At 65.9% G+C, this 22,567-nt stretch carries 27 protein-coding genes and 2 pseudogenes; 15 read left to right on the top strand and 14 right to left on the bottom strand.

What is annotated here, in order from left to right; genetic code table 11:
* Positions 1–126 (bottom strand): annotated as a pseudogene (locus tag KBY77_RS14375) (photosystem II D2 protein (photosystem q(a) protein)); the annotation flags it as partial.
* A gap of 190 nt (positions 127–316) precedes the next feature.
* Between KBY77_RS14375 and KBY77_RS14370 the strand changes: the two are divergent.
* Together KBY77_RS14370 and KBY77_RS14365 are read left to right on the top strand one after the other, a co-directional pair.
* Positions 317–916, top strand: coding sequence for a photosystem I assembly protein Ycf4 (locus tag KBY77_RS14370; RefSeq protein ID WP_255105870.1), 600 nt, complete (start codon positions 317–319; stop codon positions 914–916).
* Between the two features lie 4 nt (positions 917–920).
* Positions 921–1,631, top strand: a complete 711-nt coding sequence (locus KBY77_RS14365) for a peptidylprolyl isomerase (RefSeq protein ID WP_255105868.1) — start codon at positions 921–923, stop codon at positions 1,629–1,631.
* An 11-nt stretch (positions 1,632–1,642) separates the two neighbouring features.
* On the opposite strand, the gene ilvN is transcribed toward KBY77_RS14365, so the two are convergent.
* Together ilvN and KBY77_RS14355 are read right to left on the bottom strand one after the other, a co-directional pair.
* The gene (gene ilvN, locus KBY77_RS14360; RefSeq protein WP_094556678.1) at positions 1,643–2,173 is read right to left on the bottom strand and encodes an acetolactate synthase small subunit; all 531 of its coding nucleotides are present in this window, start codon (positions 2,171–2,173) and stop codon (positions 1,643–1,645) included.
* 38 nt (positions 2,174–2,211) lie between these two features.
* Positions 2,212–3,156 (bottom strand): alpha/beta fold hydrolase, encoded by a 945-nt coding sequence (locus KBY77_RS14355; RefSeq protein ID WP_255105875.1) that lies wholly within the window; start codon positions 3,154–3,156, stop codon positions 2,212–2,214.
* Here KBY77_RS14355 and KBY77_RS14350 point away from each other — a divergent pair.
* The 4 genes from KBY77_RS14350 (at position 3,116) to KBY77_RS14335 (ending at position 5,710) form a co-directional block, all read left to right on the top strand.
* Positions 3,116–4,303: a N2,N2-dimethylguanosine tRNA methyltransferase gene (locus KBY77_RS14350; RefSeq protein ID WP_255105866.1), complete on the top strand. Its 1,188-nt coding sequence runs from the start codon at positions 3,116–3,118 to the stop codon at positions 4,301–4,303. The genes KBY77_RS14355 and KBY77_RS14350 overlap by 41 nt on opposite strands.
* 17 nt (positions 4,304–4,320) lie before the next feature.
* Positions 4,321–4,419 (top strand): cytochrome b6-f complex subunit PetM, encoded by a 99-nt coding sequence (petM, locus tag KBY77_RS14345; protein ID WP_094556680.1) that lies wholly within the window; start codon positions 4,321–4,323, stop codon positions 4,417–4,419.
* Positions 4,420–4,483: 64 nt separating this feature from the next.
* Positions 4,484–5,446, top strand: coding sequence for an NAD(P)H-binding protein (locus KBY77_RS14340; protein ID WP_255105864.1), 963 nt, complete (start codon positions 4,484–4,486; stop codon positions 5,444–5,446).
* 48 nt (positions 5,447–5,494) lie between these two features.
* Entirely contained in the window at positions 5,495–5,710 is a 216-nt protein-coding gene (locus KBY77_RS14335; protein ID WP_255105862.1) for a hypothetical protein, read from the top strand.
* A 75-nt stretch (positions 5,711–5,785) separates the two neighbouring features.
* Here the strand turns inward: KBY77_RS14335 and KBY77_RS14330 are convergent, their stop codons facing one another.
* Positions 5,786–6,472: a pseudouridine synthase gene (locus tag KBY77_RS14330; protein WP_255105860.1), complete on the bottom strand. Its 687-nt coding sequence runs from the start codon at positions 6,470–6,472 to the stop codon at positions 5,786–5,788.
* 219 nt (positions 6,473–6,691) lie between these two features.
* Here KBY77_RS14330 and infA point away from each other — a divergent pair, with 219 nt between their 5' ends.
* The gene (infA, locus tag KBY77_RS14325) at positions 6,692–6,961 is read left to right on the top strand and encodes a translation initiation factor IF-1 (RefSeq protein WP_094556684.1); all 270 of its coding nucleotides are present in this window, start codon (positions 6,692–6,694) and stop codon (positions 6,959–6,961) included.
* A gap of 24 nt (positions 6,962–6,985) precedes the next feature.
* Here infA and trxB read toward each other — a convergent pair whose 3' ends face one another.
* The 3 genes from trxB to KBY77_RS14310 form a co-directional block, all read right to left on the bottom strand.
* Entirely contained in the window at positions 6,986–8,383 is a 1,398-nt protein-coding gene (gene trxB, locus KBY77_RS14320) for a thioredoxin-disulfide reductase (RefSeq protein WP_255105858.1), read from the bottom strand.
* A gap of 205 nt (positions 8,384–8,588) precedes the next feature.
* Positions 8,589–8,807, bottom strand: a complete 219-nt coding sequence (locus KBY77_RS14315) for a hypothetical protein (protein WP_255105855.1) — start codon at positions 8,805–8,807, stop codon at positions 8,589–8,591.
* Between the two features lie 131 nt (positions 8,808–8,938).
* Positions 8,939–10,432 (bottom strand): DEAD/DEAH box helicase, encoded by a 1,494-nt coding sequence (locus tag KBY77_RS14310; protein ID WP_255105852.1) that lies wholly within the window; start codon positions 10,430–10,432, stop codon positions 8,939–8,941.
* 224 nt (positions 10,433–10,656) lie between these two features.
* Between KBY77_RS14310 and KBY77_RS14305 the strand changes: the two genes are divergently transcribed.
* The 3 genes from KBY77_RS14305 to KBY77_RS14295 are packed head-to-tail and all read left to right on the top strand — an operon-like array spanning position 10,657 to position 12,607.
* A complete protein-coding gene (locus KBY77_RS14305; protein WP_255105849.1) occupies positions 10,657–10,833 on the top strand; it encodes a hypothetical protein in 177 nt (58 codons plus the stop codon).
* A gap of 5 nt (positions 10,834–10,838) precedes the next feature.
* Positions 10,839–11,558, top strand: a complete 720-nt coding sequence (locus KBY77_RS14300; protein WP_255105847.1) for an SDR family oxidoreductase — start codon at positions 10,839–10,841, stop codon at positions 11,556–11,558.
* Positions 11,559–11,578: 20 nt separating this feature from the next.
* On the top strand, positions 11,579–12,607 hold the full coding sequence (locus KBY77_RS14295; RefSeq protein ID WP_255105845.1) for a YheT family hydrolase: 1,029 nt from the start codon (positions 11,579–11,581) through the stop codon (positions 12,605–12,607).
* Here KBY77_RS14295 and KBY77_RS14290 read toward each other — a convergent pair.
* A complete protein-coding gene (locus KBY77_RS14290; RefSeq protein ID WP_255105843.1) occupies positions 12,556–12,918 on the bottom strand; it encodes a ferredoxin in 363 nt (120 codons plus the stop codon). The genes KBY77_RS14295 and KBY77_RS14290 overlap by 52 nt on opposite strands.
* Complete coding sequence (locus KBY77_RS14285) at positions 12,915–14,156, bottom strand: 1-deoxy-D-xylulose-5-phosphate reductoisomerase (protein ID WP_255105841.1); 1,242 nt, start codon at positions 14,154–14,156, stop codon at positions 12,915–12,917. Before KBY77_RS14285 ends, KBY77_RS14290 begins: the two co-directional genes overlap by 4 nt.
* A gap of 123 nt (positions 14,157–14,279) precedes the next feature.
* Here KBY77_RS14285 and KBY77_RS14280 point away from each other — a divergent pair, with 123 nt between their 5' ends.
* Complete coding sequence (locus KBY77_RS14280) at positions 14,280–14,546, top strand: hypothetical protein (protein WP_255105839.1); 267 nt, start codon at positions 14,280–14,282, stop codon at positions 14,544–14,546.
* 24 nt (positions 14,547–14,570) lie between these two features.
* Here KBY77_RS14280 and cysS read toward each other — a convergent pair whose 3' ends face one another.
* The 5 genes from cysS to KBY77_RS14255 all read right to left on the bottom strand — a co-directional run bounded on the left by cysS (position 14,571) and on the right by KBY77_RS14255 (position 19,727).
* Positions 14,571–16,076 (bottom strand): cysteine--tRNA ligase, encoded by a 1,506-nt coding sequence (gene cysS, locus KBY77_RS14275; RefSeq protein WP_255105837.1) that lies wholly within the window; start codon positions 16,074–16,076, stop codon positions 14,571–14,573.
* A 63-nt stretch (positions 16,077–16,139) separates the two neighbouring features.
* Positions 16,140–16,403, bottom strand: coding sequence for a hypothetical protein (locus KBY77_RS14270; RefSeq protein WP_255105835.1), 264 nt, complete (start codon positions 16,401–16,403; stop codon positions 16,140–16,142).
* A gap of 142 nt (positions 16,404–16,545) precedes the next feature.
* Complete coding sequence (locus tag KBY77_RS14265) at positions 16,546–17,262, bottom strand: hypothetical protein (RefSeq protein WP_255105834.1); 717 nt, start codon at positions 17,260–17,262, stop codon at positions 16,546–16,548.
* Positions 17,263–17,489: 227 nt separating this feature from the next.
* Positions 17,490–18,158, bottom strand: a complete 669-nt coding sequence (locus tag KBY77_RS14260) for a hypothetical protein (RefSeq protein ID WP_255105832.1) — start codon at positions 18,156–18,158, stop codon at positions 17,490–17,492.
* Between the two features lie 240 nt (positions 18,159–18,398).
* The gene (locus KBY77_RS14255; RefSeq protein WP_255105830.1) at positions 18,399–19,727 is read right to left on the bottom strand and encodes a hypothetical protein; all 1,329 of its coding nucleotides are present in this window, start codon (positions 19,725–19,727) and stop codon (positions 18,399–18,401) included.
* Positions 19,728–19,912: 185 nt separating this feature from the next.
* Here KBY77_RS14255 and KBY77_RS14250 point away from each other — a divergent pair, with 185 nt between their 5' ends.
* From KBY77_RS14250 to KBY77_RS16670, 4 genes and pseudogenes are all read left to right on the top strand, one after another.
* Positions 19,913–21,037, top strand: coding sequence for an SLBB domain-containing protein (locus tag KBY77_RS14250; protein WP_255105828.1), 1,125 nt, complete (start codon positions 19,913–19,915; stop codon positions 21,035–21,037).
* 6 nt (positions 21,038–21,043) lie between these two features.
* The gene (locus KBY77_RS14245; RefSeq protein WP_255105825.1) at positions 21,044–21,523 is read left to right on the top strand and encodes a dual specificity protein phosphatase family protein; all 480 of its coding nucleotides are present in this window, start codon (positions 21,044–21,046) and stop codon (positions 21,521–21,523) included.
* A 99-nt stretch (positions 21,524–21,622) separates the two neighbouring features.
* Positions 21,623–22,283, top strand: a pseudogene (locus tag KBY77_RS14240) (GDP-mannose 4,6-dehydratase); the annotation flags it as partial.
* Between the two features lie 8 nt (positions 22,284–22,291).
* Positions 22,292–22,528, top strand: a complete 237-nt coding sequence (locus tag KBY77_RS16670) for a hypothetical protein (RefSeq protein WP_315856494.1) — start codon at positions 22,292–22,294, stop codon at positions 22,526–22,528.
* Positions 22,529–22,567: the final 39 nt, after the last annotated feature.

Here is a 22,567-nt window from a genome sequence, read left to right as displayed (position 1 = left end):
ATAGGCGGTGGGAAAGAGCAGCAGACCGGACCACCCCACGAAAACAAAGCGGTCACGCTTGAGCCAGTCATCGAGGACGTCGAACCATCCCCGTGCGGCAGGTGCGCGCCCTAGAGCGATCGTCATGGGTTGAAACGGTGCGGAAATCCCGCTGGGCTGTGGGATACCGGGTGATGGTAACAATGTTCAAGGACAGCGCGAGCGCCTCCGCAACGGCCTGACATCGCCCGTCTCGGCAGGGTTTCTAGGTATTTCTTCCAACTGCTCCCGCCCGCTGCCGTCCAAGATGAAGTCCCACAGCCTTCCAGCCGACCCCATGGCCCCGGCATCTCCTTCGGCCGCCCCGTCGCCGCGTCCCGCGGCCAACGGCACCTCCACCAGCCGCCCCTCCCTGCTCGAGCAGCCCGTGCAGGGCTCCCGCCGTCTCTCCAACTACCTCGTTGCCTCCGTGGTCTCCGCCGGCGGGATCGGTTTCCTGCTCACCAGTCTCTCCAGCCGTCTCGGCCTCGACCTGCTGCCCATGGGTCATCCAGCTGCGCTGGAGTGGGTTCCCCAGGGGCTGGTGATGGGCGCCTACGGCATCGCTGGGTTGTTGCTTGCCACCTATCTCTGGCTGGTTATCACCCTCGACGTGGGGGCCGGCAGCAACCGCTTCGATCAGGAGAGCAACCAGGCCACCATCACCCGGCGGGGCTTCCGTCAGAGGATCGAATTCGACATTCCCCTGCGCGAGATCCTGGCCGTGAAGGTGGACGTGCGTGATGGCCTCAACCCCCGCCGCCGGCTCTCCCTGCGCCTCCAGGGCCGCCGCGACCTGCCCCTGACCCGGGTCGGTGAACCCCTGCCCCTGGCAGAGCTGGAGCGCAGCGGCGCCGAACTGGCTCGCTTCCTCAAAGTTCCCCTGGAAGGAGTCTGAGCCGATGACGATTCGCCTCAGCCACCTCCTGCTGGTGGGCGCCCTCCTGCTCACTCCGATGGGGCTCGGTGCCTGTGCCGCCGATGCTCCGAGGAGTCCCCTTGGCTGCGCGGCCTCAGGCAGCCCCTGCCTGAGTGGTCCGGCTCTGGTGTCGCTCAAGACCAGCCGCGGCGATGTGGAACTCGAGCTCAGCGGCGATGCCGCGCCGCTCACGGCAGGCAACTTCGTGGATCTCGTGCGCCGCGGCGCCTACGACAACACAGTGTTCCACCGGGTGGTCAACCAGCCCACTCCCTTTGTGGTGCAGGGGGGTGATCCCCAGAGCGCCGACCCGAAGGTTCCGGCCAGCCAGTACGGCACCGGCAGCTTTGTGGATCCAGCCACCGACCAGCCACGGCTGATCCCCCTGGAGCTCGGAATCCAGGGGGAAGCTGAGCCGCGTTACGGCGCCGAAGTTGTTGATCCGGCCGAGAGCGCGAATCTCAGCCTCAAGCACGACCGCGGAGCCCTGGCCATGGCCCGCTCGGCCGACCCCAATTCAGCCAGTGCGCAGTTCTACATCGCCCTCAAGCCCCTCACCGAGCTCGATGGCCGCTACGCGGTGTTCGGCCGGGTGGTGAAGGGGATGGAGGTGGTCGACCAGATCAAGCAGGGCGACCGGCTGATCAAGGCCACTCTTTTGCAGGGTGGCACCCTGGTGAAGAACAAGCCCTGAGCCAAGCAGCCTCAGGCGGGAACGCGCTTGTCGGAGGCGGTGACCTTTAGGAAGGCGGTGTTCACACCGGAAGCCCGCTCCAGAGCCACCTTGCCGGTGCGGGCGATCTCCAGGATGCCGTAGCTCTCGAGAATCTGCTCGAGAGCTACGAGTTTGCCCGGATCTCCCACCACTTCAAGGATCAGGGCGTTGTCGGCCACGTCCACCACCTTGGCGCGGAAAACCTCCACCAGATCGAGGATGGCGGCCCGGTTCTCCGGCGGTGCCGCCACTTTCAGAAGCATCAGCTCTCTCTCCACTGCGGGAATGCAGGTGAGATCGATCACGTTGAGCACGTTGACCAGCTTGTTCAGCTGTTTGGTCATCTGCTCCAGGGTGTGATCGTCTCCCTCGACCACCATCGTGAGTCGGGAATGGCCGCGCTGCTCGGCTGGACCCACCGCCAGGCTGTCGATGTTGAAGCCGCGGCGGGCAAACAGCCCGGAGATGCGGCTGAGGGCGCCGGATTCGTCCTGCACCAGCACCGAGAGGGTGTGTTTCATGGCCGGGGCGGCGCTCAACGGGGCATCAAGGCCCCAAATTACGCGCCGGCCTCCTGCGGCTCCGCCTGCAGCCCCTCCAACCAGCTCAGCAGCAGCCCCTCGAAGTCTTCCGGCGCCTCGTCGTGGGGGCAATGGCCGACCCCCTCCAGCCGCTCCAGTCGCAGATCCGGATTGAGGCGCGCCAGCAACTCCCCCACCTCGATCGGCACCAGCCGGTCGGCCTCGCCCCAGATCAGCAGCAGGGGCTGCACCAGCCGTGTCAGCAGCACCTCTGCCGTGGCACCCCTCGGGCGCAGGGCCATGCCGATGCTCATTCCGCGCAGCGACCAGGCGGCGGTGGCCCGTCGGGCCGGGCGGGCGAACAGCCGGCGCAACTCCGGATCGCCGATCACCGGCTGGTTGTAGGCCGACTGCAGCCCCAGATCCAGCAGGGGGGTGCGGGCGATCAGAGGAACCACCAGCTCCAGCGGCAGCAGCCGGCAGAGCACGAGCACCAGCAGTCTTTGCAGGCGTCGCCGCCAGGGAGGCCGCCGCCGTGGCACGGCCATCACCAGGGTGGGATCGGGCAGGGGCACGGCCGCCACCGCCCGCACCCACTCCGGGCTGAACACCGCCGCGGTCAGAGCCACCAGCCCTCCCAGGGAGTGGCCCAGCAGCACGGCGGGCCGTTGCACCACCTGCTGCAGGAAGGCCGTGCTCTGGCGGGCCCAGAGCCTGTTGTCAAGCTGCAGAGCCGGCTGGTCGGAAGCGCCGAAGCCAATCAGATCCAGGCCGTACACACACCAGCCCGCCGCCACCAGGCCGGCCACGTTGTGGCGCCAGTGGCCGCTGCTGGCAGCGAAGCCATGCAGCAGCAGCAGCGGTGGATGGGAGGGGTCACCGAGCACGCGCCAGTGGCATGCCATGCCTCGCCAGTGCCAGGTGCCATGCAGGCCCCAGTCGATGCCATCGCTTGCGACAGGCTGGGCTGGAGCTGTCACCACCGGAGCCGGAGCCACGCCGAACAACCCTCACTATTGCGAAGGCGCGGCCCAGCTGCGGCTGGGGGAGGGGTTCTTCCGGGCCGACTCGCGCCCGGCCAGGGATCTGGGGGTGCTGCTGGCCAGGCGTCTGGCCGGTCAGGGCCCCTTGCGGGTGCTGGATCTGATGGCTGGCTGCGGCGTGCGTTCCCTGCGCTACGGACTGGAGGCCGGGGCATCCGCGATCTGGGCCAACGATGCCGATCCCGAGCGGCTGCCGCTGCTGCGCGTCAATCTGGAGCCGATGGCGGAGCGTCTCTCGTTGCGGCTGAGCGCCCAGACGGCCCAGAAGCTCCTGGCCGATTGCCTGCTGCGTGATCAACGCTTCGAGCTGGTGGATCTCGATGCCTTCGGCTGCCCTGCGGCGCTGGTTCCCCTTGCCCTGGAGGCCGTGTGCTTCGGCGGGGTGCTCTATCTGGCCAGCACTGACGGACGCTCCCCCACCGGCCACGACCGGGTGGCCGCGCTGCGCTCCCTGGGGGCAGGGGCCCGGGCCCACCCCGCCAGCTGGGAGTTGGCCCTGCGCCTCCAGCTCGGTGTCGTCGCCAGGGCCGCCTGGTGCCTGGGCCGGGGCATCAAGCCCCTGCTGAATTTCAGTGATGGCCGCACCTTCCGCACTGCCGTGCAGGTGTTGCGCAGCCCCACGGCTGGGGACGAAGACCAGCTTGGTCTGCTGGCCCACTGCCACGGCTGCGGGAATCAGCAGGTGCAGAGCCTCAAACGCCTGCGGGGCTGGCAATCATGCGTCTGCAGCACCCCCCCACCCCTGGCGGTGAGTGGTCCGCTCTGGATCGGCCCACTCCAGGATCCCGGCTGGTTGGAAGAGCTCTCGTCCCTGGCTGCCGATGGCCACACGGCTGAGGAGGGCCATCGCCTGCTTGCCAACCTGGGCGCCGACATCGGGACTGGCGCTCGGGTCTGGCCGATGGCGGAGATTGCCAGGCGATCGCCTGGCGGCACGGTGCGCCTCAGGCAGCTGCTGGAGAGGCTGGACCGGGCGGGATGGAGCGCGAGTGTGAGTGGCGTGATGCCGGGCCAGCTGCGCACCTCGGCTCCCTGGGCTGTGGTGCTGGAGCTGGCCGCAACGGGGGATGGGACACTGGACCGGTAGCCGTTCTCCCCTGCCTCATGGCCTCGGAAATCTTCTTCACCGCAGCGATCTTCTGGGTGCTGATCCCCGTCGGCCTGGTGGGCGGAGCCCTGCTGCTCAAACTGCAGAAGGACTGACAATCCCCCGGCGCGTTGCTGACGGGTGCACCTTTAGGCTCAGCCCCTTCTGGTCGGGTGCTTCATGCAGGTTCTGGTCGTCGGCGGAACGGGCACCCTTGGTCGCCAGATTGCCCGCCGTGCCCTCGATCAGGGTCACCAGGTGCGTTGCGTGGTGCGCTCACCCCGCAAGGCGGCTTTCCTGCAGGAGTGGGGCTGTGAACTGACCCGCGGGGACCTGCTCGAGCCTGAAAGCCTGGCCTATGCCCTCGAGGGCCAGGAAGCTGTGATCGACGCGGCCACCGCCCGACCCACCGACAGCGCTGGCATCTACACGATCGACTGGGACGGCAAGCTCAATCTGCTCAGGGCTTGTGAGCAGGCTGGCGTGAAGCGTTTTGTGTTCGTCTCGCTGCTGGGAGCGGAGCGTCACCGGGAGGTGCCGTTGATGGACATCAAGTACTGCACCGAGCAGCTGCTGATCGGCTCTGATTTCGACTACACGATCCTGCGCTGCGTCGCCTTCATGCAGGGGGTGATCGGTCAGTTCGCCATCCCGGTGCTGGAGAGCCAGACGGTGTGGGTGAGCGGCACCCCGACCCCGATCGCTTATATGAACACCCAGGACGTGGCCCGCTTCGCCGTTGCTGCTCTCAGCCAGCCCGCCACTGTTCGTCAGGCCTTCCCTGTGGTGGGTCCCAAGGCCTGGAACACCGGCGAGGTCACCCAGCTCTGTGAGCGCTACAGCGGCAAGGCGGCCCGGGTGTTTCGGGTGAGGCCATTCCTGATCCGTCTGATGCAGGGGCTGGCCGCCTTCTTCGAGCCAGGGGTGAATGTGGCGGAGCGGCTGGCCTTTGCGGAGGTCACCGGTGGCGGTCAGCCCCTGGATGCCGAGATGGAGGCCAGCTACGAGGCCTTCGCCCTGGATCCAGGCGAGACCACTGGCCTCGAGGATTACCTCAAGGAGTACTACGACACGATCCTGCGTCGCCTGCGCGAGCTGGATGCCGACCTCGACAAGGAGGAAAAGAAGAAGCTGCCGTTCTGAGCGACCAGCAGTTCTTTTGTACCATGTTCCGACCGTGCTGACCCGTTCATGTCCATTGCCCAGATCAAGAATCTGCAGCGCCGGCTGGCCAATCTCGAGCAGGAAGCCACTGCCGAACTGAACAAGGCCTGCGGCAATGAGCTCTGGATGAGTCTGGGTTTCGATGCCTTTGACAGCCTCGAAGAGGCTGACCGGCGTGCCCGCGCGAACTACTACTACGGCCAGCTCCAGACCGTGCGCGAACTTCTGCAGGTCATTGGCTGAAGCGGCGGTTCGGATTGAGCTGAACCACTGGCCCGTGGCCCTGAACCACTTGCCTGTGGCCCACTCCAAGCCGCCCTACCCGCCCCCCCCGTCCCGCCCTGATTTCCCGCCTCCAGCCCGTCCGCCTCGCCCGGAGCGGAGCCTGCTCAAGCGCTCCTCTTCAGCGCGTGTGACCGGCCGCCACTGACCGGGCGCCAGCCCCTCGAGGCTGAGGGCAGGGCCCCCATCCATCAGGTCGATCGCCACCCGCAGCAACCTCAGGGTGGGCAGCCCCACGGCCGCGGTCATCCGTCGCACCTGGCGGTTGCGCCCCTCGCGCAGGCCCAGCTCGAGCCAGGCGGTGGGGATCGAGCGGCGCTGGCGTATCGGCGGAACCCGCTCAGCTAGGCCTGGATCCGCCAGGAGCTGGACCTGGGCGCTCAGGGTGCATCGGCCCTGGACAATCACCCCGTCCCGTAGCTGCTGCAGGCACCCAGCGGTGGGGGTTCCCTCCACCTGTACCCAGTAGCGGCGCCAGTGGCCCCAGCGGGGATCAGTGAGGCGCTGCTGCAGCAGGCCATCGCTGGTGAGCAGCAGCAGTCCTTCGCTGTCGGCATCGAGGCGGCCGGCGGCATAGACCCCCGGCACGGGCACAAGGGGGGCCAGGGTCGACCAGGGGCTGAGCGGCTCGGGGCTGAACTGGCTCAGCACCCCGTAGGGCTTGTGAAGCAGCAGGGTGGTCGGGGCCGGCTTGCCTGCGGATGCCGACTCAGAGACCGCCATCGCTGCGGCGGGCTTTCCAGAGATTCACCACCCCGATGGAAATAAGCAACAGGCCCAGATCAAGGGTCAGGGGTGGAACGACCAAGGCGGACGCCGGCAACGTCCCAGACCCTAGGGCTCTCCTGGATGGGGTGCTGATGCGGGGCTGCTGCGCCCGGGGGTGGCCAGCAGGGTGCCAATTTAAGGTGGAGTGATCTTTGAATCGAGCCACGGCAGCGCATGATCGAAACCTCGGGAGTGATCGAGAAGGAACAGGGCAACGGGTTCTACCTGGTCACCCTCGATCAGCCCTCCGGGCACCAGTGCCTCTGCCGTGCCGCCGGCAAGCTCACCAAGTTCCGCATCAAGCTGCTCGCCGGCGACAAGGTCCTGGTGGAAATCAGCCCCTACGACCTCACCCGAGGCCGGATCACCTACCGGGAACGCAATGCCGGAGCAGCCGGCCCCAGGCCAGGCGGCAACCGCCCCGGTGGACCGAGGCGGCGCTGAGGGGCAGCCGCATCAGGCTGAGGTTCAGGCCACCGGCGCGGGCAGGAGCGCTTCGATCGCGGCCTTGAATTCGCTGCGCTGCTTCACCCCTCGCCACTGTTGGCGCAGCTGTTTGCCGTGGAAGAGCTGCACGGTGGGCGTGCCGTTGACGCCGGCCTGGGTGGCGATATCCTGTTCGGCCTCGATGTCGATCTCCACCCCCTGGGCGGCTCCCTCCAGCTCCTGCAGCACCCGCTTGAGCTGGGGCTTGAGTACATGGCAGGGGCCGCAGCTGGGGGAGGTGTACACCACCAGCAAGGGTTTGTCGCTGTCGTGGTACAGCTTGCGCAGGGCGAAGCCACCTTTCTGCCAGAGGGCCGCGGGGTCGTAGTTGTCGGCGTCGCTCACGGCGGTGTGGACGGGCTCCCCGCTGGGCTCAGGCTCCACGTTGCTCCGCTTGACCGTTGTGGCTAGGCCGTGGTGGGTGAGCCAGCGCTCGGCGGCCAGGGCAGCCTGGCAGCCGCTGCCGGCGGCGGTCACTCCTTGGCGCCACTGGGCGTCGGCCACGTCACCGGCGGCGAACACACCTTCGAGGCTGGTGTCGGGCTGGCCTGGGGTGGTGACCAGATAGCCCTTGGCATCCACCGCCAGCTGGTCCCGGACCAGCCGGGTGTTGGGGGTGTGACCGATGGCATAGAAAAGCCCCCTCACAGGCAGTTCTTCGGTGCTGCCGTCTGGATTGCGCAGGGTGAGGGCCTGCAGCCAGCCGTTCCCCGAGACATCGGCCACTTCCCGCTGCCAGTGCACGGTGATGGCTGGGTTTGCCAGTACCCGGTCGGCCATGGCGCCGCTGGCGCGCAGGCTCTCGCGGCGCACGATCAGGTGCACATGGCTGCCGTATTTGGTGAGATACACCGCCTCCTCGCAGGCGGAATCCCCACCGCCGACCACCGCCAGCTGCTCATTGCGGAACTGGGGTGTGGCCCCATCGCAGATGGCGCAGGCGCTGATGCCCTGGCTCCAGAACTGCTGCTCGTGCGGAAGACCCAGCCGATTGGCGCTGGCGCCCGTGGCGAGGATCACCGCCTGAGTGCGGATCGTGCGCCCCTCGGCTACCACTTGGTAGGGGCGCTTGGAGAGATCGATCTTCTCTGCATCGGCCTCCACCAGGCGGGTGCCCCAGCGCACTGCCTGGGCCTTCATGCGGTCCATCAGGTCGGGCCCGAGTATGCCGTCGGGGAAACCTGGGAAGTTCTCCACGTGGGTGGTGGTCATCAGCTGTCCACCTGGAATGCCGCCGTCCTGGAAGCCGGTGATCAGAAGTGGGTTGAGGTTGGCGCGGGCCGCGTAGATGGCGGCGGTGTACCCGGCGGGACCTGAGCCCACGATCACCAGGTTCTCCACCACAGCCTCATCACCCATGGGGCCTGCGGAAACGCTCATCGGATCTAATGCGGACTGACTATGAGTTGAGCTTAGATCACGGGGCCCGCTTCCGTGGCGGACGGACTCTCAAGGGCATGGCCCTGAAGGCAGCGCTCCATTCAGGCTGGGATCTTGAAGAAGTGAGACGAGGATCGGCGGCGGATTTCACTTCTTAAGGATTGCCTTAGATTTGTCCCAGCTTCTTCGGTTGCGATGGCTTCGCCTAGTCCGCCATGTCCAGGGCCCCAAGGCCAAGCCCATGGGGTACCTGCAGGGGCTCGAGCCTGTCGGGGTGGTGGTCAAGACCGAGGATCCAGTCGCGGAATTCCTCGGTCAACGCAAAGCTGTCCTCGTAGCGCTCCTGACGGTCGAGTTCGGCGATGCGGGCCATAGCCCAGGTCACCAGAGCGGTGAGCTGGCTATGGGGAGAGGCCTTGGTCATGATCCATCTCCAGGTACGCACCAGGCTGGATGGCGGGTAAGCCATCAGCGGTGTTGATTTCAAGATCTTCGCACTCTCTTCGTTTTTGCGCTGTAACCAACGCAACTTGGTGAGGGCTTCTGTTCGGGTGTTCAGGAGCTTCGTCGGTCAAGAAACCCTGGCAACTGGGGGCCTCGCAGGCGAATCACCTCCCCCGCTCCATCGCGCAGGGCCTCCAGCGGCAACTGGCTCCCCCCTCCACCGCCGGCTGCTGGAAGCCCATCCTCCGGCAGCGCCCTGGGCCGGATCACATAGGCCTCGGCCACTGACCAGCTGCGGGCGTAACCCATCAGCCGTGGATCAGCCGGGGCGTACACGTAGGAGGGATGTCTGGGTATGGGCTCCGACGCGGCTCTGCCGGGATCGATGCGCACGGCCCGGGTGATCGCCTGAATGAAGCGGCTGCGGGTCACCACGGTGCTCAGGTAGGCCACCACCCGCAGCCGTGGGGCGTCGAATCCCTCGGCGCACATGTCGATGCTCACCAGCCAGTCGGCGTCCCCGGCCCGGAAGGCCTGGAGATGGGCGGCCGCTTCCGGATCCTGGGAGTGCACGAGCCGCACCCGGTCCCCCTCCTCCTCCAGCAGGCCGCTCAGACCCCGGGCGTGGGCGATGTCGCGGGCAATCACCAGTCCGCCCGCCTGGGGATGGTCGTCCTGGCGCAGCTTGGCCAGGCGCCGGCGGGCGTTGAGCAGCACTCGCAGGGCGATGCTGCTCTGGTCGCCGGGCCGGATGGCGCGACGGAGGTTTCGGGCCCGCCAGCTTTCACGGGTTTCCAGCGACAGGGGCGATCGCTCCAGCTCGCTCTCCCGTTCCCCTTCGCCATGGCCGTGGTCCACCCAGCCGTCCTGGAAGCGGAACTCCAGCGGCCTGACATCACCAGCCACGATCAGCTGGCGGGGCTCCACGCTCAGATCAGGCTCGATCTGCTCCACCAGCACCCCCTCCTGATGTCGGGGCACTCGCCGGGCGGCGCAGAAGGCCAGGTTGTCGGCACGGAAGGGTGTGCCACTCAAGCCCAGCCTCAAGGCGTGAAGGCGGCTCAGTTCGCTGAAGGCATGGCCCCAGGCCGTGGCTTCCGGCTCCTCGGGATCCAGGCCGAGGTGATGCACCTCATCGGCCACCGCGAGGGTGGGCCCGTTCAGCAGACTGGGCAGCTCCTGCTGCAAGCGTTGCCGGTGCCTGGCGGCGCTCTGGTAACTGAGCAGCAAGCCCTGGGCAGGTTCGGGGGCCTGAGCCGGGTCCCACTCGCACAGCTCCAGCCCCAGCTGGCGGGCCGAGTCGCGCCATTGGGCAGCGATCGAACTGCGATGGCAGAACACCAGCAGATGGGCGAGCCGGCCCTCCCGAAGCATCGACTGGAAGCTCAGCAGTGCCCCGAAGGTCTTGCCTGCCCCGGGGCCGGCATGGACCAGCACGTCCCGGCCCAGGCCGCTGGGCACCTCCAGGCGCCGGCGCAGCAGGTTGATCAGCTGGGACTGCCACTGGCGCGGGCGCAGCTGCAGGCCGCTGGCCCGGGGACTGCCGAAGTCAAACGATGGTCTGCCGCGGTAAACGGGCGATCGGCCGCTCGCTTCGTTATCCATGGCAGCGACGCCGGCGGGGGTGGCGCCATTGTGCGTGTTGCGGCCTGAAGATGAGTGTTTGCTACCAGGGCTTGGTTCTGCATCTTCCCTAATTTCCAGGCATTCACCTCGAGATTTCCACCGCTCACACCACACACCCACACCACACACAGCACACCGTGTGAACTGCCTCTCGCTTTGCTTTTCTCTCGCTTCGCCCGCCTCTGGCCCCGCCTTGATCACCGTTGGACAACCCCCATCCCATCAGCGGCTCCCAGCCAGGCTTCCATGAACACCTGGAGATCTGCTACCGGCTGGTCTGCGACATCGACCCCCTGATCCTGCGGGTGCGTCAGTTGCGCCATCGGGGGGACTTCCCTCGAGCCCGGTGCCTAGAACAGGAGCTGATGCCACTCGTCTGAATACCGTGCCTCTTGAGTCTTCGACCACCGAGCCCGCTGCTGGGCCGGGAGCCTGCCTGGCCGTGAGCGGAGCCTCCGGCAAGACCGGCTGGCGTGTCGTCCAGGAGGCCCTGGCCCGGGGTTACCGCGTCAAGGCACTGCTGCGCCCTGGGTCTCTGGTGCCAGAGGGGCTGCAGGGGGCCGAGCTGATCCGCCTGGAACTGGGTGATCAAGCCGCCCTGGAGCAGGCCCTGGCGGGGGCCCAGGCCCTGGTGATCGCCACCGGCGCGCGCCCCTCGGTGGATCTGGCAGGGCCCTTGAAGGTGGATGCCCTGGCGATCCGCCAGCAGTGCGCCGCCTGCAGGGCGGCTGGCGTGAATCGGGTGGTTCTGGTCAGCTCGCTGTGCAGCGGCCGCTGGTTGCATCCCCTCAACCTCTTCGGCCTGATCCTGGTCTGGAAGCGGCTGGGGGAGCGCTGGCTGGAGGCCAGCGGTCTCGACTGGACCGTGGTGCGTCCCGGTGGCCTGAACGAAGTGGAGGAGCAGCTCGAGGCCCAGGGCATCCGCTTCAGCGGTCCTGATCAGCAGGAGAGCAACAGCATTCCCCGCCGGCTGGTGGCCCGGGTCTGTCTGGATGCTCTGGAATCAGGGGCTTCGATCGGGCGGATCATTGAGGTCACCAGTGCGGCTGGAGTGGAGCCCCTTTCCCTGGCCCAGTGGTTGGCCCGCGCGCCCCAGCCGGTGTGAGCTCCCAGGCCCAGCGGCCCTTGAGCTCATCCCTGGAGCTGCTCGAGCGGCTGGGGCTGCAGCCGTTCCGTCCCCGACCGCCCTGGTGGGGTCCCGATCTGCAGACCCTGCGCGACACACTCAGGCCGGATGTGCTGCCCGAGCGCACCAGTAAACGGCTTGAGCTGGCTCTTGGGCCCTCCAGCCAGGGGAGGGGCGGCTCCCTGCTGGCCTGGCTCGATCCACCCGCCGCGGACGCTGACTGCGGCGGGCCAAAGGCCCTGGTGCTGCTGCTGCACGGCCTGGGCGGCTCCAGCGAGGCGGAGGGGGTGCGTCGCCTGGGCTGGTGCCTGAACCGGGCCGGCTTTGCGGTGCTGCGTCTGAACATGCGCGGCGCCGGTAAGGGGCGGGAGCTGGCCTCAGGCACCTATGCAGCCCGCTGCAGTTCCGATCTGGCGCCAGCCCTGGAGCAGGCCCGGCAGCTGGCGGCTGGTCAGCCCCTGCTGGCCGTTGGACTTTCCCTTGGCGGGACGGTTCTGCTCAATGCGGTTCTCGATGGGGTGGCGGCGCTGGATGGGTTGGCGCTGGTGAGCAGCCCCCTCGATCTGGCTCACTGCTCCGCCACCATCTCCAGCCCGCGCAACCGCCTCTATGAGCGCTGGCTGCTGGGGCGCCTGCGCCAGCAGACCCTCAACGATCGACCTCAGCCGGGCGAGGAGCTGGCGGAGCGACTGAGCCGGGTGGCGAGCATCCGGGCTTTCGATGACCTGATCACGGCACCCCGCTGGGGATACTCCAGCGTGGAGGACTACTACCAGCAGGCCAGTCCCCTGCCGCGGCTGCTGGCTCCGGAGCTAGCTCAGCATGCATCCCTGCCCCCCACCCTGGTGGTGCAGGCCCTGGATGATCCATGGGTTCCAGCCGATGCTGCCCTGGCCCTGGGACCGCCGCTGGAGGTGGTGCTCAGCCCCGGCGGTGGCCACAACGGCTTCCACGCGCCTGGGGGCTGCTGGTCGGATCAGTTGGTGCGGCGCTGGCTGGAGCAGCGGCTGGGCTCGAGGGTGTGCTGAGCCACGATCCACTCCTCGATGGGCCGTCCGCCGATCAGGTGCTCCTCCACGATCCGCTCGATCCGCTCGGGGCTGACACCGCCATAGGCAATACCCTCAGGCCAGATCAGCAGAATCGGTCCGCCGGCGCAGATGCGCAGACAATCGGCCTTGGTGCGCAGCACCACCCCCTCGGGGCGATCGGGCCGCTCCAGGCCGCGCTCCTTGATCAGCTGCTTGAGCCGGCTCCAGCTGGCCGCCCCCAGCTGAGGGTCGCCGCACAGGGGCTTGCTGGGGGTGGCGCAGAGCAGCAGGTGGCGCTCGACCTTCATGCCGTCAGCAGGGCGGGCGCGGCCGTGGCGGCCAGTTCACGGGTGGCCAGGCGGGCCCAGGCGTCGATGGCCAGCACGTCGTCGAGGCTGGGATCCTGGCGCAGGTCGGCCCCATGGCGTTCGCAGACCCCCTCAATCAGGCGTGGGATGTCGAGGAAGGAGATCCGCTCCTCGAGGAAGAGGGCCACGGCCTGTTCATTGGCGGCGTTGAGCACGGCGGGCATGGTGCCGCCGGCGCGCCCGGCGGCGTAGGCCAGACCCATGCAGGGGTATTTCTGCTGGTCGGGGGCGCGGAAGGTGAGCTGACCCACCTCGGTGAGATCGAGGCGACGCCAGGGCGTGTCGAAGCGCTCGGGCCAGCTGAGGCAATACAGGATCGGCAGGCGCATGTCGGGCCAGCCCAGCTGGGCCAGCACCGAGCTGTCGGCCAGTTCCACCATCGAATGAATGATGCTCTGGGGGTGGATCACAATCTCGATGGAGTCGTAATCCAGACCGAAGAGGTAGTGGGCTTCGATCACCTCCAGTCCCTTGTTCATCAAGGTGGCCGAATCCACCGTGATCTTGCGGCCCATACTCCAGTTGGGGTGGCTGGTGGCATCAGCCACGGTGGCTTTGGCCAGATCGGCGGCGGGCCAGTCGCGGAAGGCGCCTCCAGAGGCCGTGAGCTGGATGCGCCGCAGACCGGGGGTGGGGACGCCGGTGGACAGGCGGGCTGTGTCGGCCCAGGGGGTGCCCTGCAGACACTGGAACAGGGCGGAGTGCTCGGAGTCGGCCGGCAGCAAGCGGCTGCCACTTGCCTTCAGGGCCGGCAACACCACTGGCCCGGCGGCGATCAGGGTTTCCTTGTTGGCCAGGGCCAGGTCCTTGCCGGCCTTGATCGCTGAGAGGGTGGGAAGCAGGCCGGCGCAGCCCACGATGCCCGTCACCACCAACTCGGCGCTGGGCCAGGCGGCGGCGGCGCAGAGCCCTTCACTCCCCCCCACCAGCTCCGGCTGGCGGTTCGGCCGCTGGGAGGGGGCCAGCGCCTCCAGGCGGCGACGCAACTCAGGCAGGGCGTCCTCATCCGCCAGGGCCACCACCTCAGGGCCATGACGCCGGATCTGATCGATCAGCAGATCCAGGTTGCGCCCCGCTGTAAGTGCCACCACCCGGAAGCGCTCTGGGAACTCCTCCACGATCGCCAGGGTCTGGGTGCCGATCGACCCGGTGGAGCCGAGCACGCTGATCGCTTTCAAGAGGCCATCCCTGCGACGGGTGCCAGTCTCCCACTGATCCCCTCGGCATGGTCGGCCGCACCAGGAGGGGCCACAGCTCGTGCACACTGGCTGGGCAGGTGATCTTCACCCCTGGCGGCCGCGATGCTCTGGCTCAAGCGTTGGAACTTCATCGAGCGGGCGCGGCTGGAGCGCGAGCTCTGGGATGCCTTCGAGGCGGGTGACGACATCGAGGCGATGGTGGAGCAGCTGCGCAGCTCCCTGGCGGAGGCTCCCGCAGCCACTCCGGCTGCTGCTGACGGAAGCTTCCGGCTTGAAGTGTGGGAGACCACCCGGGTCCGCATCCGCCGGATAGAAACGCTGATGAAGGATCGAGCGCCGGCGCCGCCTCCAAAGGCACCACTGCGCTGAGCTTTCGATTGAATCAGGCGGGATTCAGCGCCGGATCCACTCGGTGCTGCCATCGGGGCGGTCGATCAGCTCAATGCCTTCGGCGCGCAGGCGATCGCGGATGGCATCGGCATCTGGGTAGCGCTTCTGCTGCCGGGCGGCCAGCCGCTCGCTGATCATCGTCTGAATCACCACTGGATCAGGGCCTGTGGCCGCCTCGGCCGCGCTGCTGGGGCTCACTTCCGGCTCCAGGCCGAGAACGCCGCTGAGTTGCTTCAGCAGCTGCCAGCGAGCTTGCAGAGCACGATCCTCGCCGTTGGCCTCCGATCCACGCTCGAGCCGCCGGGCCAGAGCCCGCAGGGGACGGGCGAGCTCGAACAGCACCGCCAGCGCCGCGGAGGTGTTGAGATCGTCATCGAGGGCGTCGATGAATCCCTGGCGACTGGTCTCCAGGCCCACGTCGAGGCCGTGGCCGGGATCAGGATCAGGTGCGGGGACGGGTTGGGCGGAAGCGGCTGCGGCCGCCCAGCCCAGGGCCGCAGTGAAGCTGGGATTCAGGCCCAGCTGAAGAGCTTCATTCAGCCCGTGCCAGCCCGTGGCGGCGGCGTCGAGGGCTTCACGGGTGAAATCGAGGGGTTTGCGGTAGTGGGCCTGGAGCACGAACAGCCGCAGGGTCATCGGCGATACGCCGCTGGCCAGAAGTGATCGGATTGTGGTGAAGTTGCCGAGTGATTTCGACATCTTCTCCCCATCCACATTCACCATGCCGTTGTGCAGCCAGTAGCGGGCCAGGGGTTCAGCGTTGGCCGCTTCTGACTGGGCGATTTCATTCTCATGGTGGGGAAAGATCAGGTCGGCTCCCCCCAGGTGAATGTCGATGGTGTTGCCCAGCTCCTGACGTACCATCGCCGAGCATTCGATATGCCATCCGGGCCGGCCGGGACCCCACGGGGAGGGGAAACTGGGCTCTCCAGGCTTGACGCCTTTCCAGAGGGCGAAATCAAAAGGATGCCGCTTGCGGGATTCCTCTTCGCTGTTGAGCCTGCCGCTGGCGCCTTCCTGCTGTTCGCTGAGGCTGCGCCCACTCAGTTTGCCGTAATCAGGTTGGCCCATCACGGCGAAATAGACATCGCCATCAGCGGAATAGGCCGCACCGGAAGCTTCCAGCTCTGCGATCATGGCGCGAATGCCATCCAGGCATTGGGTGGCGCGGGGAACCCTGTCAGGAGGGAGAATGTTCAGCGCCGCCATGTCGTCCTGGAAGGCGACGATGTTGCTTTCGCTCACCTCTTCCATGGAGCGGCCTTCCTTGGCGGCCCGTTGAATAATCTTGTCGTCGATATCGGTGATGTTCTGAACGAACGTCACCCGGTAACCGCTCCAGATCAGATATCTGCGCAGCACATCCCAGACGATGTAGCTGCGGGCATGGCCCAGATGGCAGAGGTCATAGACCGTGACCCCGCAGCAGTAGATCGAAACCTCACCGGGAACCAGAGGTTGAAAGGACTCGGTTCGCCTGGTGAGGGTGTTGGTGAGCCGCAGGGACAAGGCCAGCCGTCAGAAGGTGAAGGCACCGTAAGGGGTCAGGGCGCTGACCCTCCTCTCAGGTGATCACCAGAGGCCGCGCACGGGAACTTCCTGGAAGACGGGCTGTGGTGCCGGGCGGGCCACCTGGTAGGTGCAGGCTGGGTCGGAGTTCCTGAATCCCTGGGCCAGAAGTGGATCCTTGATCAGGCTGTCCTGGGTGATGGTGGCCGTGACGGCACTGAGGGTTCTGGGCTTCAGGCAGCTGGGAAGGTCGGCAAGATCAGCGGCAAAGGCTGGAGCCACCAGAGTGCCGAACGCAAGTGCACCGGTGCTGAAAAACCTGACCATGACTGAGCAGCGTATCGAATCTCTCCAATTGTAATGGGGAAAACCTGAAGCGAACATTCAGGCCAGATCGCCAACATCAAGATTGATACCGGTGATCCCCATGAACCCGCTCAGGTCGATCAGGAAGCCTCCTGCTGGGTGTTCAGCGGGACACGTTGTTGCTCCCACCGCCACCACCGCCACCACCGTTGAAGCAACCCGCCGCGGCACAGATGCCCACCCCCAGGCCCAAGCCGACGGGAATCACCCACCAGGGGAAGGGGTTGGAGGCTGAGGGTGCAATGAACCCGCAGGGGCTGGTTTTTCTGGACATGGAGGTGGCCGCCTTGGCCAGCTGGAAGCAGCAGGGAGTGATCCGCTGTGGCAGGGCATGGGGACCATCGGGCAACAGGGCACAGAGGGTCTCACCGTCGCGAAGGATGCGATCGTGCTTGATCGTGAGGGTGAGACGATCCTCTGAAATGGTGACATTGGGCGAATTGAGGGGGATGCTCTCCACTTCTTCGCCGTTCAAGCCGTCGCCGGCCGTGGAGCTGCGCCGACGGATGGAGATGTTGCCGGTGAGGTTGAGAGGCAGCGGACTGGCGTAGCGGATCTCAAAGTCCTCGTCGCCAGAGAGCAGATAGGTCACATCGCTCTGGTTTCCATCGTTGGGATCGGCCTGGCTGAGCAGCTGGCCGTCGCTGGCCAGCGACGGTGGTTGAGGAGTTTCATACAGGCTTGGATCAAGTCCCGGAAGGGCTCTGACCCCCTCGGCATTGACACGGACGAGATTCACCGACGCTCCGGGAAAAGCCTGCACAGGCAAGGCACTGACCGTGAAAGCGGAGAGAACAGCCAAGGGAAGAGCTGAGCGCATGCACGCTGTCCTGAGACTTGAATGATCGAGCTATTATGCGCTGCTGACCGGGTATCGGCAGTGGCCTTCAAGACAGTCTTGGCGAAGGTCCCAGGATCTGTGTTGAGTGTGCGATGGCCGTCCGGCTGGCTGTTCATGGTGTGATGGCCAAAAAAAACCTGGGCAGACCTAAAGGGCAACCCAGGTGATGGAGAGATTGGTGAGCTCAGAGCATCAAGACAAAGGAGTCAGCGGGAGACGTTGTTGTCGCCGCCACCGCCACCGCCACCACCGCCGTCAAAGCAGCCGGCGAGCGCGCAGATGCCTACGCCAAGGCCAAGACCAACTGGAATGATCCACCAGGGGAAGGGCCTCCCGGCCGGCTCGACATACGCGGCTGCTTTGGCCACGGTGAAGCAACAGGGTGAGATGCGAGAGGGTAAGGCGCCGGGCCCATCGGGAAGCAAGGCACAGATCACCGCACCATCGGTGATGGTGGTTTCCGGATTGATGGTGATGGTGCGACGATCGCTGGAGAAACTGACGCGATCGGAATTGAGGAAGATGCGCTCCACCTCCTCACCGGTTGACCTGTTGCGAACAGAAATGTAATCAGAGCTGGAAAACTGGGGCAGAGGCCCTTGATAGCGGATCTCCAGGTCTTCAGTGCCGGTGGGCAGCACCGTGACATCTCGATCCGACTGGTTGTCACCAGAGGCCTGGCTGATCAGCTCGACCGTTCCAGGGGTTGACGGGGGTGTCTGAATCGGAGGGGGCTGGAGGCCGGGCAGGGCGGTGACCCCATTCCCGTTTACCCGCACAAGATTGACACTTGCGCCTGGGAAGGCCCGCACGGGTAGGGCGCTGACCGAGAATGCAGTGGCCGTTGCCAGCGCAAGAGGAACGGTGAAACGCATGGGCCGGATGATCTCAGAGGCCATTGAATTCTGAATGTAAGAGCAAGTTCAGGACTTAGAAGCGTCTTGACACAAACCAGATAAAGAACTGTCCACTGGCCCTGCCGTTGGCGCTATTGCTCCGATTTCAGCCTCATGGATGGATCTTGTTGTCGATCGATCGACAATGAAGTCCATGTTTATACGATCAGCGTTAGTCAAAAGGTGCGGTTGATATTAATCATTGAATTCATTGATCTATCAGAACGACATTGTCAGCCGGCCGTAGTATCTGGGTTCGCAGGGGTTAGTGGTGCAAAGCCCATCAAGGTAGCTGGGAGTGTTGCCGAGGAAGTCCGTGGCGTACAGCGAGAAGGTGAGGGGGATGTCCTTGATGGGGCGCACCGACAGCCCAGCCCCGATGCCGAAACCAAACCATTCGTAGCCGATGGAAACCTGGCTGCCCAGGTGAAGGGTCAGGGCTCCGATCGGACCCCAGAAGCAGTCGGTGCCCTGGGGGTAGTTGAGGCTGCTGACGTTGTTGCCGCTCAGGCAGTTGGTGGATCCCAGGGTGCCATTGCCTGCATAGCCGTAGAAGTCGGAGCCGATGCCTGCGGTGGCGACCAGGAGGATGGGGTTCTGGCCGCGGCTGAAGGGGATGGCCTGAGAGAGCACCAGATAGAAGTTTCGGCCCAGGTCGGTGGTGTTGTCGAGCTGGATGATGTGTTCACCGCCAAAGGCCAGACCTGTGGTGGGTGTGAGGTTCACGGCTGTGCGGAAGCCGATGCTCTGGCCGGCGAATACACCGGTGCCCCGGTTGCGGCTGGTGAGGCTCTGGATGGTGTACTGGAACCCAAGGCTGGCGTATTCCCCTTTGAAGGGGGTGATGTCCAGGTAGGCCTCCGTGTCGGCGCAGTCGATCCAATCTCCGCCCGGTGCGACCCGGCAGGAGCGGGTGCGGCTGGTGCCGGTGAGGGTGGTGGACACGGTGAACTCCGGGTCCTGGGCGAAACCGTTGGGCACATTCAGCCCGGTGTCGGGGTAAGGATCACCATTGACGGTGATGCCGCGGGCCAGGCCGCGGACCTTGGGCCAGATCGGTGCTGGCTGCTCAGGCAGGTAAGGAGGCTCTGGCCTGGCATCGCCGTTGGCGAGGGCGATGGAGGGCTCCAGCACCTGATCCTCTGGAACCAGATACCAGCGCAGGCTGGTTTCCCTGGCGAGCAGTTGGCCGAACACCCCAGCTCCGGGGTTGGCTGCGCCGACAGCTGGTGAAAAGGCCAGGCTGCCGTCGTCGAAAGGGACGAGCTCCCAGTCGAGGCTGCGCTCACGGGTTGAGGCGATCGTGGTGGTGGACGCGTTCGGCAGTGGCGGCGGCGGTTGAAGCGGTGGCGGATTCGGCGGGACGGCTTCCCAGATGAGGCTTTGCGCTGGCCTGGCAGGAGCGCTGTCGGGCACTTTGGCCCTGAGTATGGGCAATGCCACCGGAACCGGCGGCGGCGGTTGGCTGGGGGTGACCACCACCGGAGGAGGGGCACTCGGAAGGTCCCAGACAAGTGTCTGGGCAGCCACCGCTGGAGCGGCGATCACGCCAATTGAGGTCAGCAGGCTGAGCCATGGAGTGAAACTGGTTCCAGGCAGCCGGGCTGACACGTCGATGACTGCTGAATTCGAATTTGCACAATGTATCGGTGAAGGCCAGCTGGTGACTGGCCCTCAACCGCCACCTTTTCAACCGGTGCGTGGCAACATTCGGTCTACTGTCCGTCTCCGCGATGGCGAGCTTGCGTGTGGAACTGGTGGGGAAGCGTTGGGCACTGCCCTTACTTGTGTTGGTTGGCTTCTCCAGTTTTCTGGCTCCCGTGGCGGCGACGGAGCCTCCCCAGGGATGGCTGGCCCAGGCTGAGACCGTCCCTGGCGCCAGCGACGCCATGCTTCAGGACGACGCCTACATCCTGGGCTCCGGTGATGGACTCAGTCTGAGATTTCTCGCCGTTTCGGACCTCAGCGGCCCGCTCGAAATCCTCAACGACGGCACCGCCTCCTTGCCCCTGCTTGGCAGCGTCAGGCTGTCGGGGCTGACCATCTCCCAGGCCAGTCTCTGGCTGGAATCGCTCTACAGGAAGCAGCTGCAACGACCTGATCTGCAGCTGAGCGTGGTGCGTCCCAGGCCCCTGCGCATCGCCGTGGTGGGTGAGGTGGAGCGTCCGGGCGTCTACACGCTCACCACCTCGGAAACCTCCACGGCGGAGGCTCCGGTGTCGATCAGCGGCCCTCCCACGTTGGTGGACGCCATCCAGAAGGCAGGTGGCATCACCTCAATGGCCAACCTCCGACGGGTGGTGGTGCAGCGCCGTCTACCAGGGGCCGACTCCCGCTTCAAGCGCGCCAGGGTTGACCTGCTGGCCCTGGTACGGGATGGCGACCAGCTTCAGAATCCCCTGCTTTTCGATGGCGACACGATCAAGCTGGAGCGGGTCTCCGAGCAGTTGGTCACCAATACCGCCGAGATGGCGGCGACCACCCTGGCGCCCAAGGAGATCACCATCAACGTGGTGGGTGAAGTGAAGTCTCCGGGTCGCCTGCAGGTTCCAGCCAGCACCCCCTTGATGCAGGCCATTCTGGCTGCCGGCAATGTGGAAACCTGGCGGGCCAAGACCTCGAAGCTGGAACTCGTGCGGATCAACCGCAACGGTTCGGCCATGCGCCGGACCTACCCACTCGATTTCAATCAGGGCGTTTCCATAGCCAAGAATCCCCCATTGGTTGATGGCGACACTGTGATCGTCAACCGCAGTCGTTATGCGGTCAGCTCCGATGCCATCGGGGCCATCAGCCAGCCCCTCAGCGGACTGGTCAATGTATTGACCCTGTTCCGCCTGCTCGACAACAACAACTGAGCCTGCATGCGCATCACCTGGTTGTTGAAGGATGAATTGGCAGTGGGAACGGCTCCTCGATGCGCTGCTGACCTTGATCGGCTCGAGCAACAGGGTGTCAAGGTCGTGGTCAGCCTCTGTGCGGCCGAGGAAGCTCCGCCCCCCATCGGGATCATCGATCGGTTCCGTTCGGTTCGAATGCCTTTGCCGGATCATCGGCACGACTGCCCGCCATCGGTCGAACAGCTGGGCGAGGTCATGGTTGAGCTGACCAGGCTCCGCCCTCACGGTCCTATGTACCTCCACTGCGTGGCCGGTGTCGAGCGCTCACCTCTCGTGGCGATGGCCTGGTTGATCCACAGCCGCCGCATGGGCTGGCAGGACGCCCTTGACTACGTGCAGCAGACCCATCCCGGAACGAGCCCCTTGCCCGAGCAACTCGCCGTACTGCGCACTGTGGCGTTGCGCTCACCCGCCTTCAATCGCCACATCCCAGCTGTAGCCTGATCCCATGGCCTCACGGCCGAAGGGATCGAGTCGTTGGAGCCCTGCTCACGACCGCCCGAGCATGCGGGGGTGGTGCGTCCATATTCGCCCATGTCTTTGATGACCTCACCCACGGCCCTGATCACTGGTATCAGCAGCCAGGATGGGTCTTACCTGGCCGAACTTCTGCTCGAGAAGGGATACCGGGTGCACGGGCTCAAGCGTCGGGCCAGCCGCTAAGGCCTCCGGCCGGCCTCGCGCACAACACCGCCCGGATCGATCACCTCTATCAGGATCCCAATGAGCGGGATCCACGACTGACGTTGCATTACGGCGATCTCACCGACAGCAGCAACCTGATCCGGATCATCGGTGATGTCAGACCTGATGAGATCTACAACCTCGGCGCCCAGAGCCATGTGGCGGTGAGCTTTGAGGAGCCGGAGTACACAGCCAACTGCGACGCCCCCGGAACCCTGCGCATCCCCTCTACCAGGCCAGCACCAGCGAGCTCTATGGCCTGGTGCAGGAGAGTCCCGAGCGGGAGACCACCCCATTTCATCCCCGCAGCCCCTATTGCGTGGCCAAGCTCTATGCCTACTGGATCACGGTGAATTCCCGCGAGGCCTACGGGATGTATGCCTGCAACGGCATCCTGTTCAACCACGAGAGCCCTCGTCGCGGTGAAACCTTCGTGACCCGCATGATCACCCGCGGGATGTCTCGCATTGCCGCTGGTCTCGAGCCCTGTCTGAATGTGGGCACGGTGGTTGCCTGTCGATCCGGGAGTTGGCCGATCTGGTGGCCGCCAGCGTCGGCTTCAGCGGCGGGGGCGAGTGGGACACCACCAAGCCGGATGGCACACCGCGCAAGCAGCTGGATATGAGCCGGCTCGCTGCCCTCGGCTGGCAGGCGCGGATCCCTCTGGAGCAGGGCGTGCGCGACACCTGCGGGCTCCTGAAGGATTCAGTGGCTCCTGCAGGGGTGCCGGCTGGCCTGGCCACCGTGGAGATCAGGGAGACCTGAGCCCGTCATCTGATCACGGTATCCGAAAGCGCTTTCGAA

Source organism: Synechococcus sp. Cruz-7E5 (assembly GCF_024345995.1).
In the GTDB taxonomy this organism is placed as follows: domain Bacteria; phylum Cyanobacteriota; class Cyanobacteriia; order PCC-6307; family Cyanobiaceae; genus Regnicoccus_A.
The sequence above is the reverse complement of the archived record's forward strand: the minus strand, read 5'-3'. Positions and strand labels throughout refer to the sequence as shown.

Bases quoted from the DNA above. Each gene is read 5' to 3' on its own strand.
- KBY77_RS14370 (WP_255105870.1), top strand. From the start codon at position 317: ATGGCCCCGGCATCTCCTTCGGCCGCCCCGTCGCCGCGTCCCGCGGCC.
- KBY77_RS14365 (WP_255105868.1), top strand. From the start codon at position 921: ATGACGATTCGCCTCAGCCACCTCCTGCTGGTGGGCGCCCTCCTGCTC.
- ilvN (WP_094556678.1), bottom strand. From the start codon at position 2,173: ATGAAACACACCCTCTCGGTGCTGGTGCAGGACGAATCCGGCGCCCTC.
- KBY77_RS14350 (WP_255105866.1), top strand. From the start codon at position 3,116: ATGCCATCGCTTGCGACAGGCTGGGCTGGAGCTGTCACCACCGGAGCC.
- petM (WP_094556680.1), top strand. From the start codon at position 4,321: ATGGCCTCGGAAATCTTCTTCACCGCAGCGATCTTCTGGGTGCTGATC.
- KBY77_RS14340 (WP_255105864.1), top strand. From the start codon at position 4,484: ATGCAGGTTCTGGTCGTCGGCGGAACGGGCACCCTTGGTCGCCAGATT.
- KBY77_RS14335 (WP_255105862.1), top strand. From the start codon at position 5,495: ATGTCCATTGCCCAGATCAAGAATCTGCAGCGCCGGCTGGCCAATCTC.
- KBY77_RS14330 (WP_255105860.1), bottom strand. From the start codon at position 6,472: ATGGCGGTCTCTGAGTCGGCATCCGCAGGCAAGCCGGCCCCGACCACC.
- infA (WP_094556684.1), top strand. From the start codon at position 6,692: ATGATCGAAACCTCGGGAGTGATCGAGAAGGAACAGGGCAACGGGTTC.
- trxB (WP_255105858.1), bottom strand. From the start codon at position 8,383: ATGAGCGTTTCCGCAGGCCCCATGGGTGATGAGGCTGTGGTGGAGAAC.
- KBY77_RS14315 (WP_255105855.1), bottom strand. From the start codon at position 8,807: ATGACCAAGGCCTCTCCCCATAGCCAGCTCACCGCTCTGGTGACCTGG.
- KBY77_RS14310 (WP_255105852.1), bottom strand. From the start codon at position 10,432: ATGGATAACGAAGCGAGCGGCCGATCGCCCGTTTACCGCGGCAGACCA.
- KBY77_RS14290 (WP_255105843.1), bottom strand. From the start codon at position 12,918: ATGAAGGTCGAGCGCCACCTGCTGCTCTGCGCCACCCCCAGCAAGCCC.
- KBY77_RS14280 (WP_255105839.1), top strand. From the start codon at position 14,280: ATGCTCTGGCTCAAGCGTTGGAACTTCATCGAGCGGGCGCGGCTGGAG.
- KBY77_RS14270 (WP_255105835.1), bottom strand. From the start codon at position 16,403: ATGGTCAGGTTTTTCAGCACCGGTGCACTTGCGTTCGGCACTCTGGTG.
- KBY77_RS14265 (WP_255105834.1), bottom strand. From the start codon at position 17,262: ATGCGCTCAGCTCTTCCCTTGGCTGTTCTCTCCGCTTTCACGGTCAGT.
- KBY77_RS14260 (WP_255105832.1), bottom strand. From the start codon at position 18,158: ATGCGTTTCACCGTTCCTCTTGCGCTGGCAACGGCCACTGCATTCTCG.
- KBY77_RS14250 (WP_255105828.1), top strand. From the start codon at position 19,913: ATGGCGAGCTTGCGTGTGGAACTGGTGGGGAAGCGTTGGGCACTGCCC.
- KBY77_RS14245 (WP_255105825.1), top strand. From the start codon at position 21,044: ATGCGCATCACCTGGTTGTTGAAGGATGAATTGGCAGTGGGAACGGCT.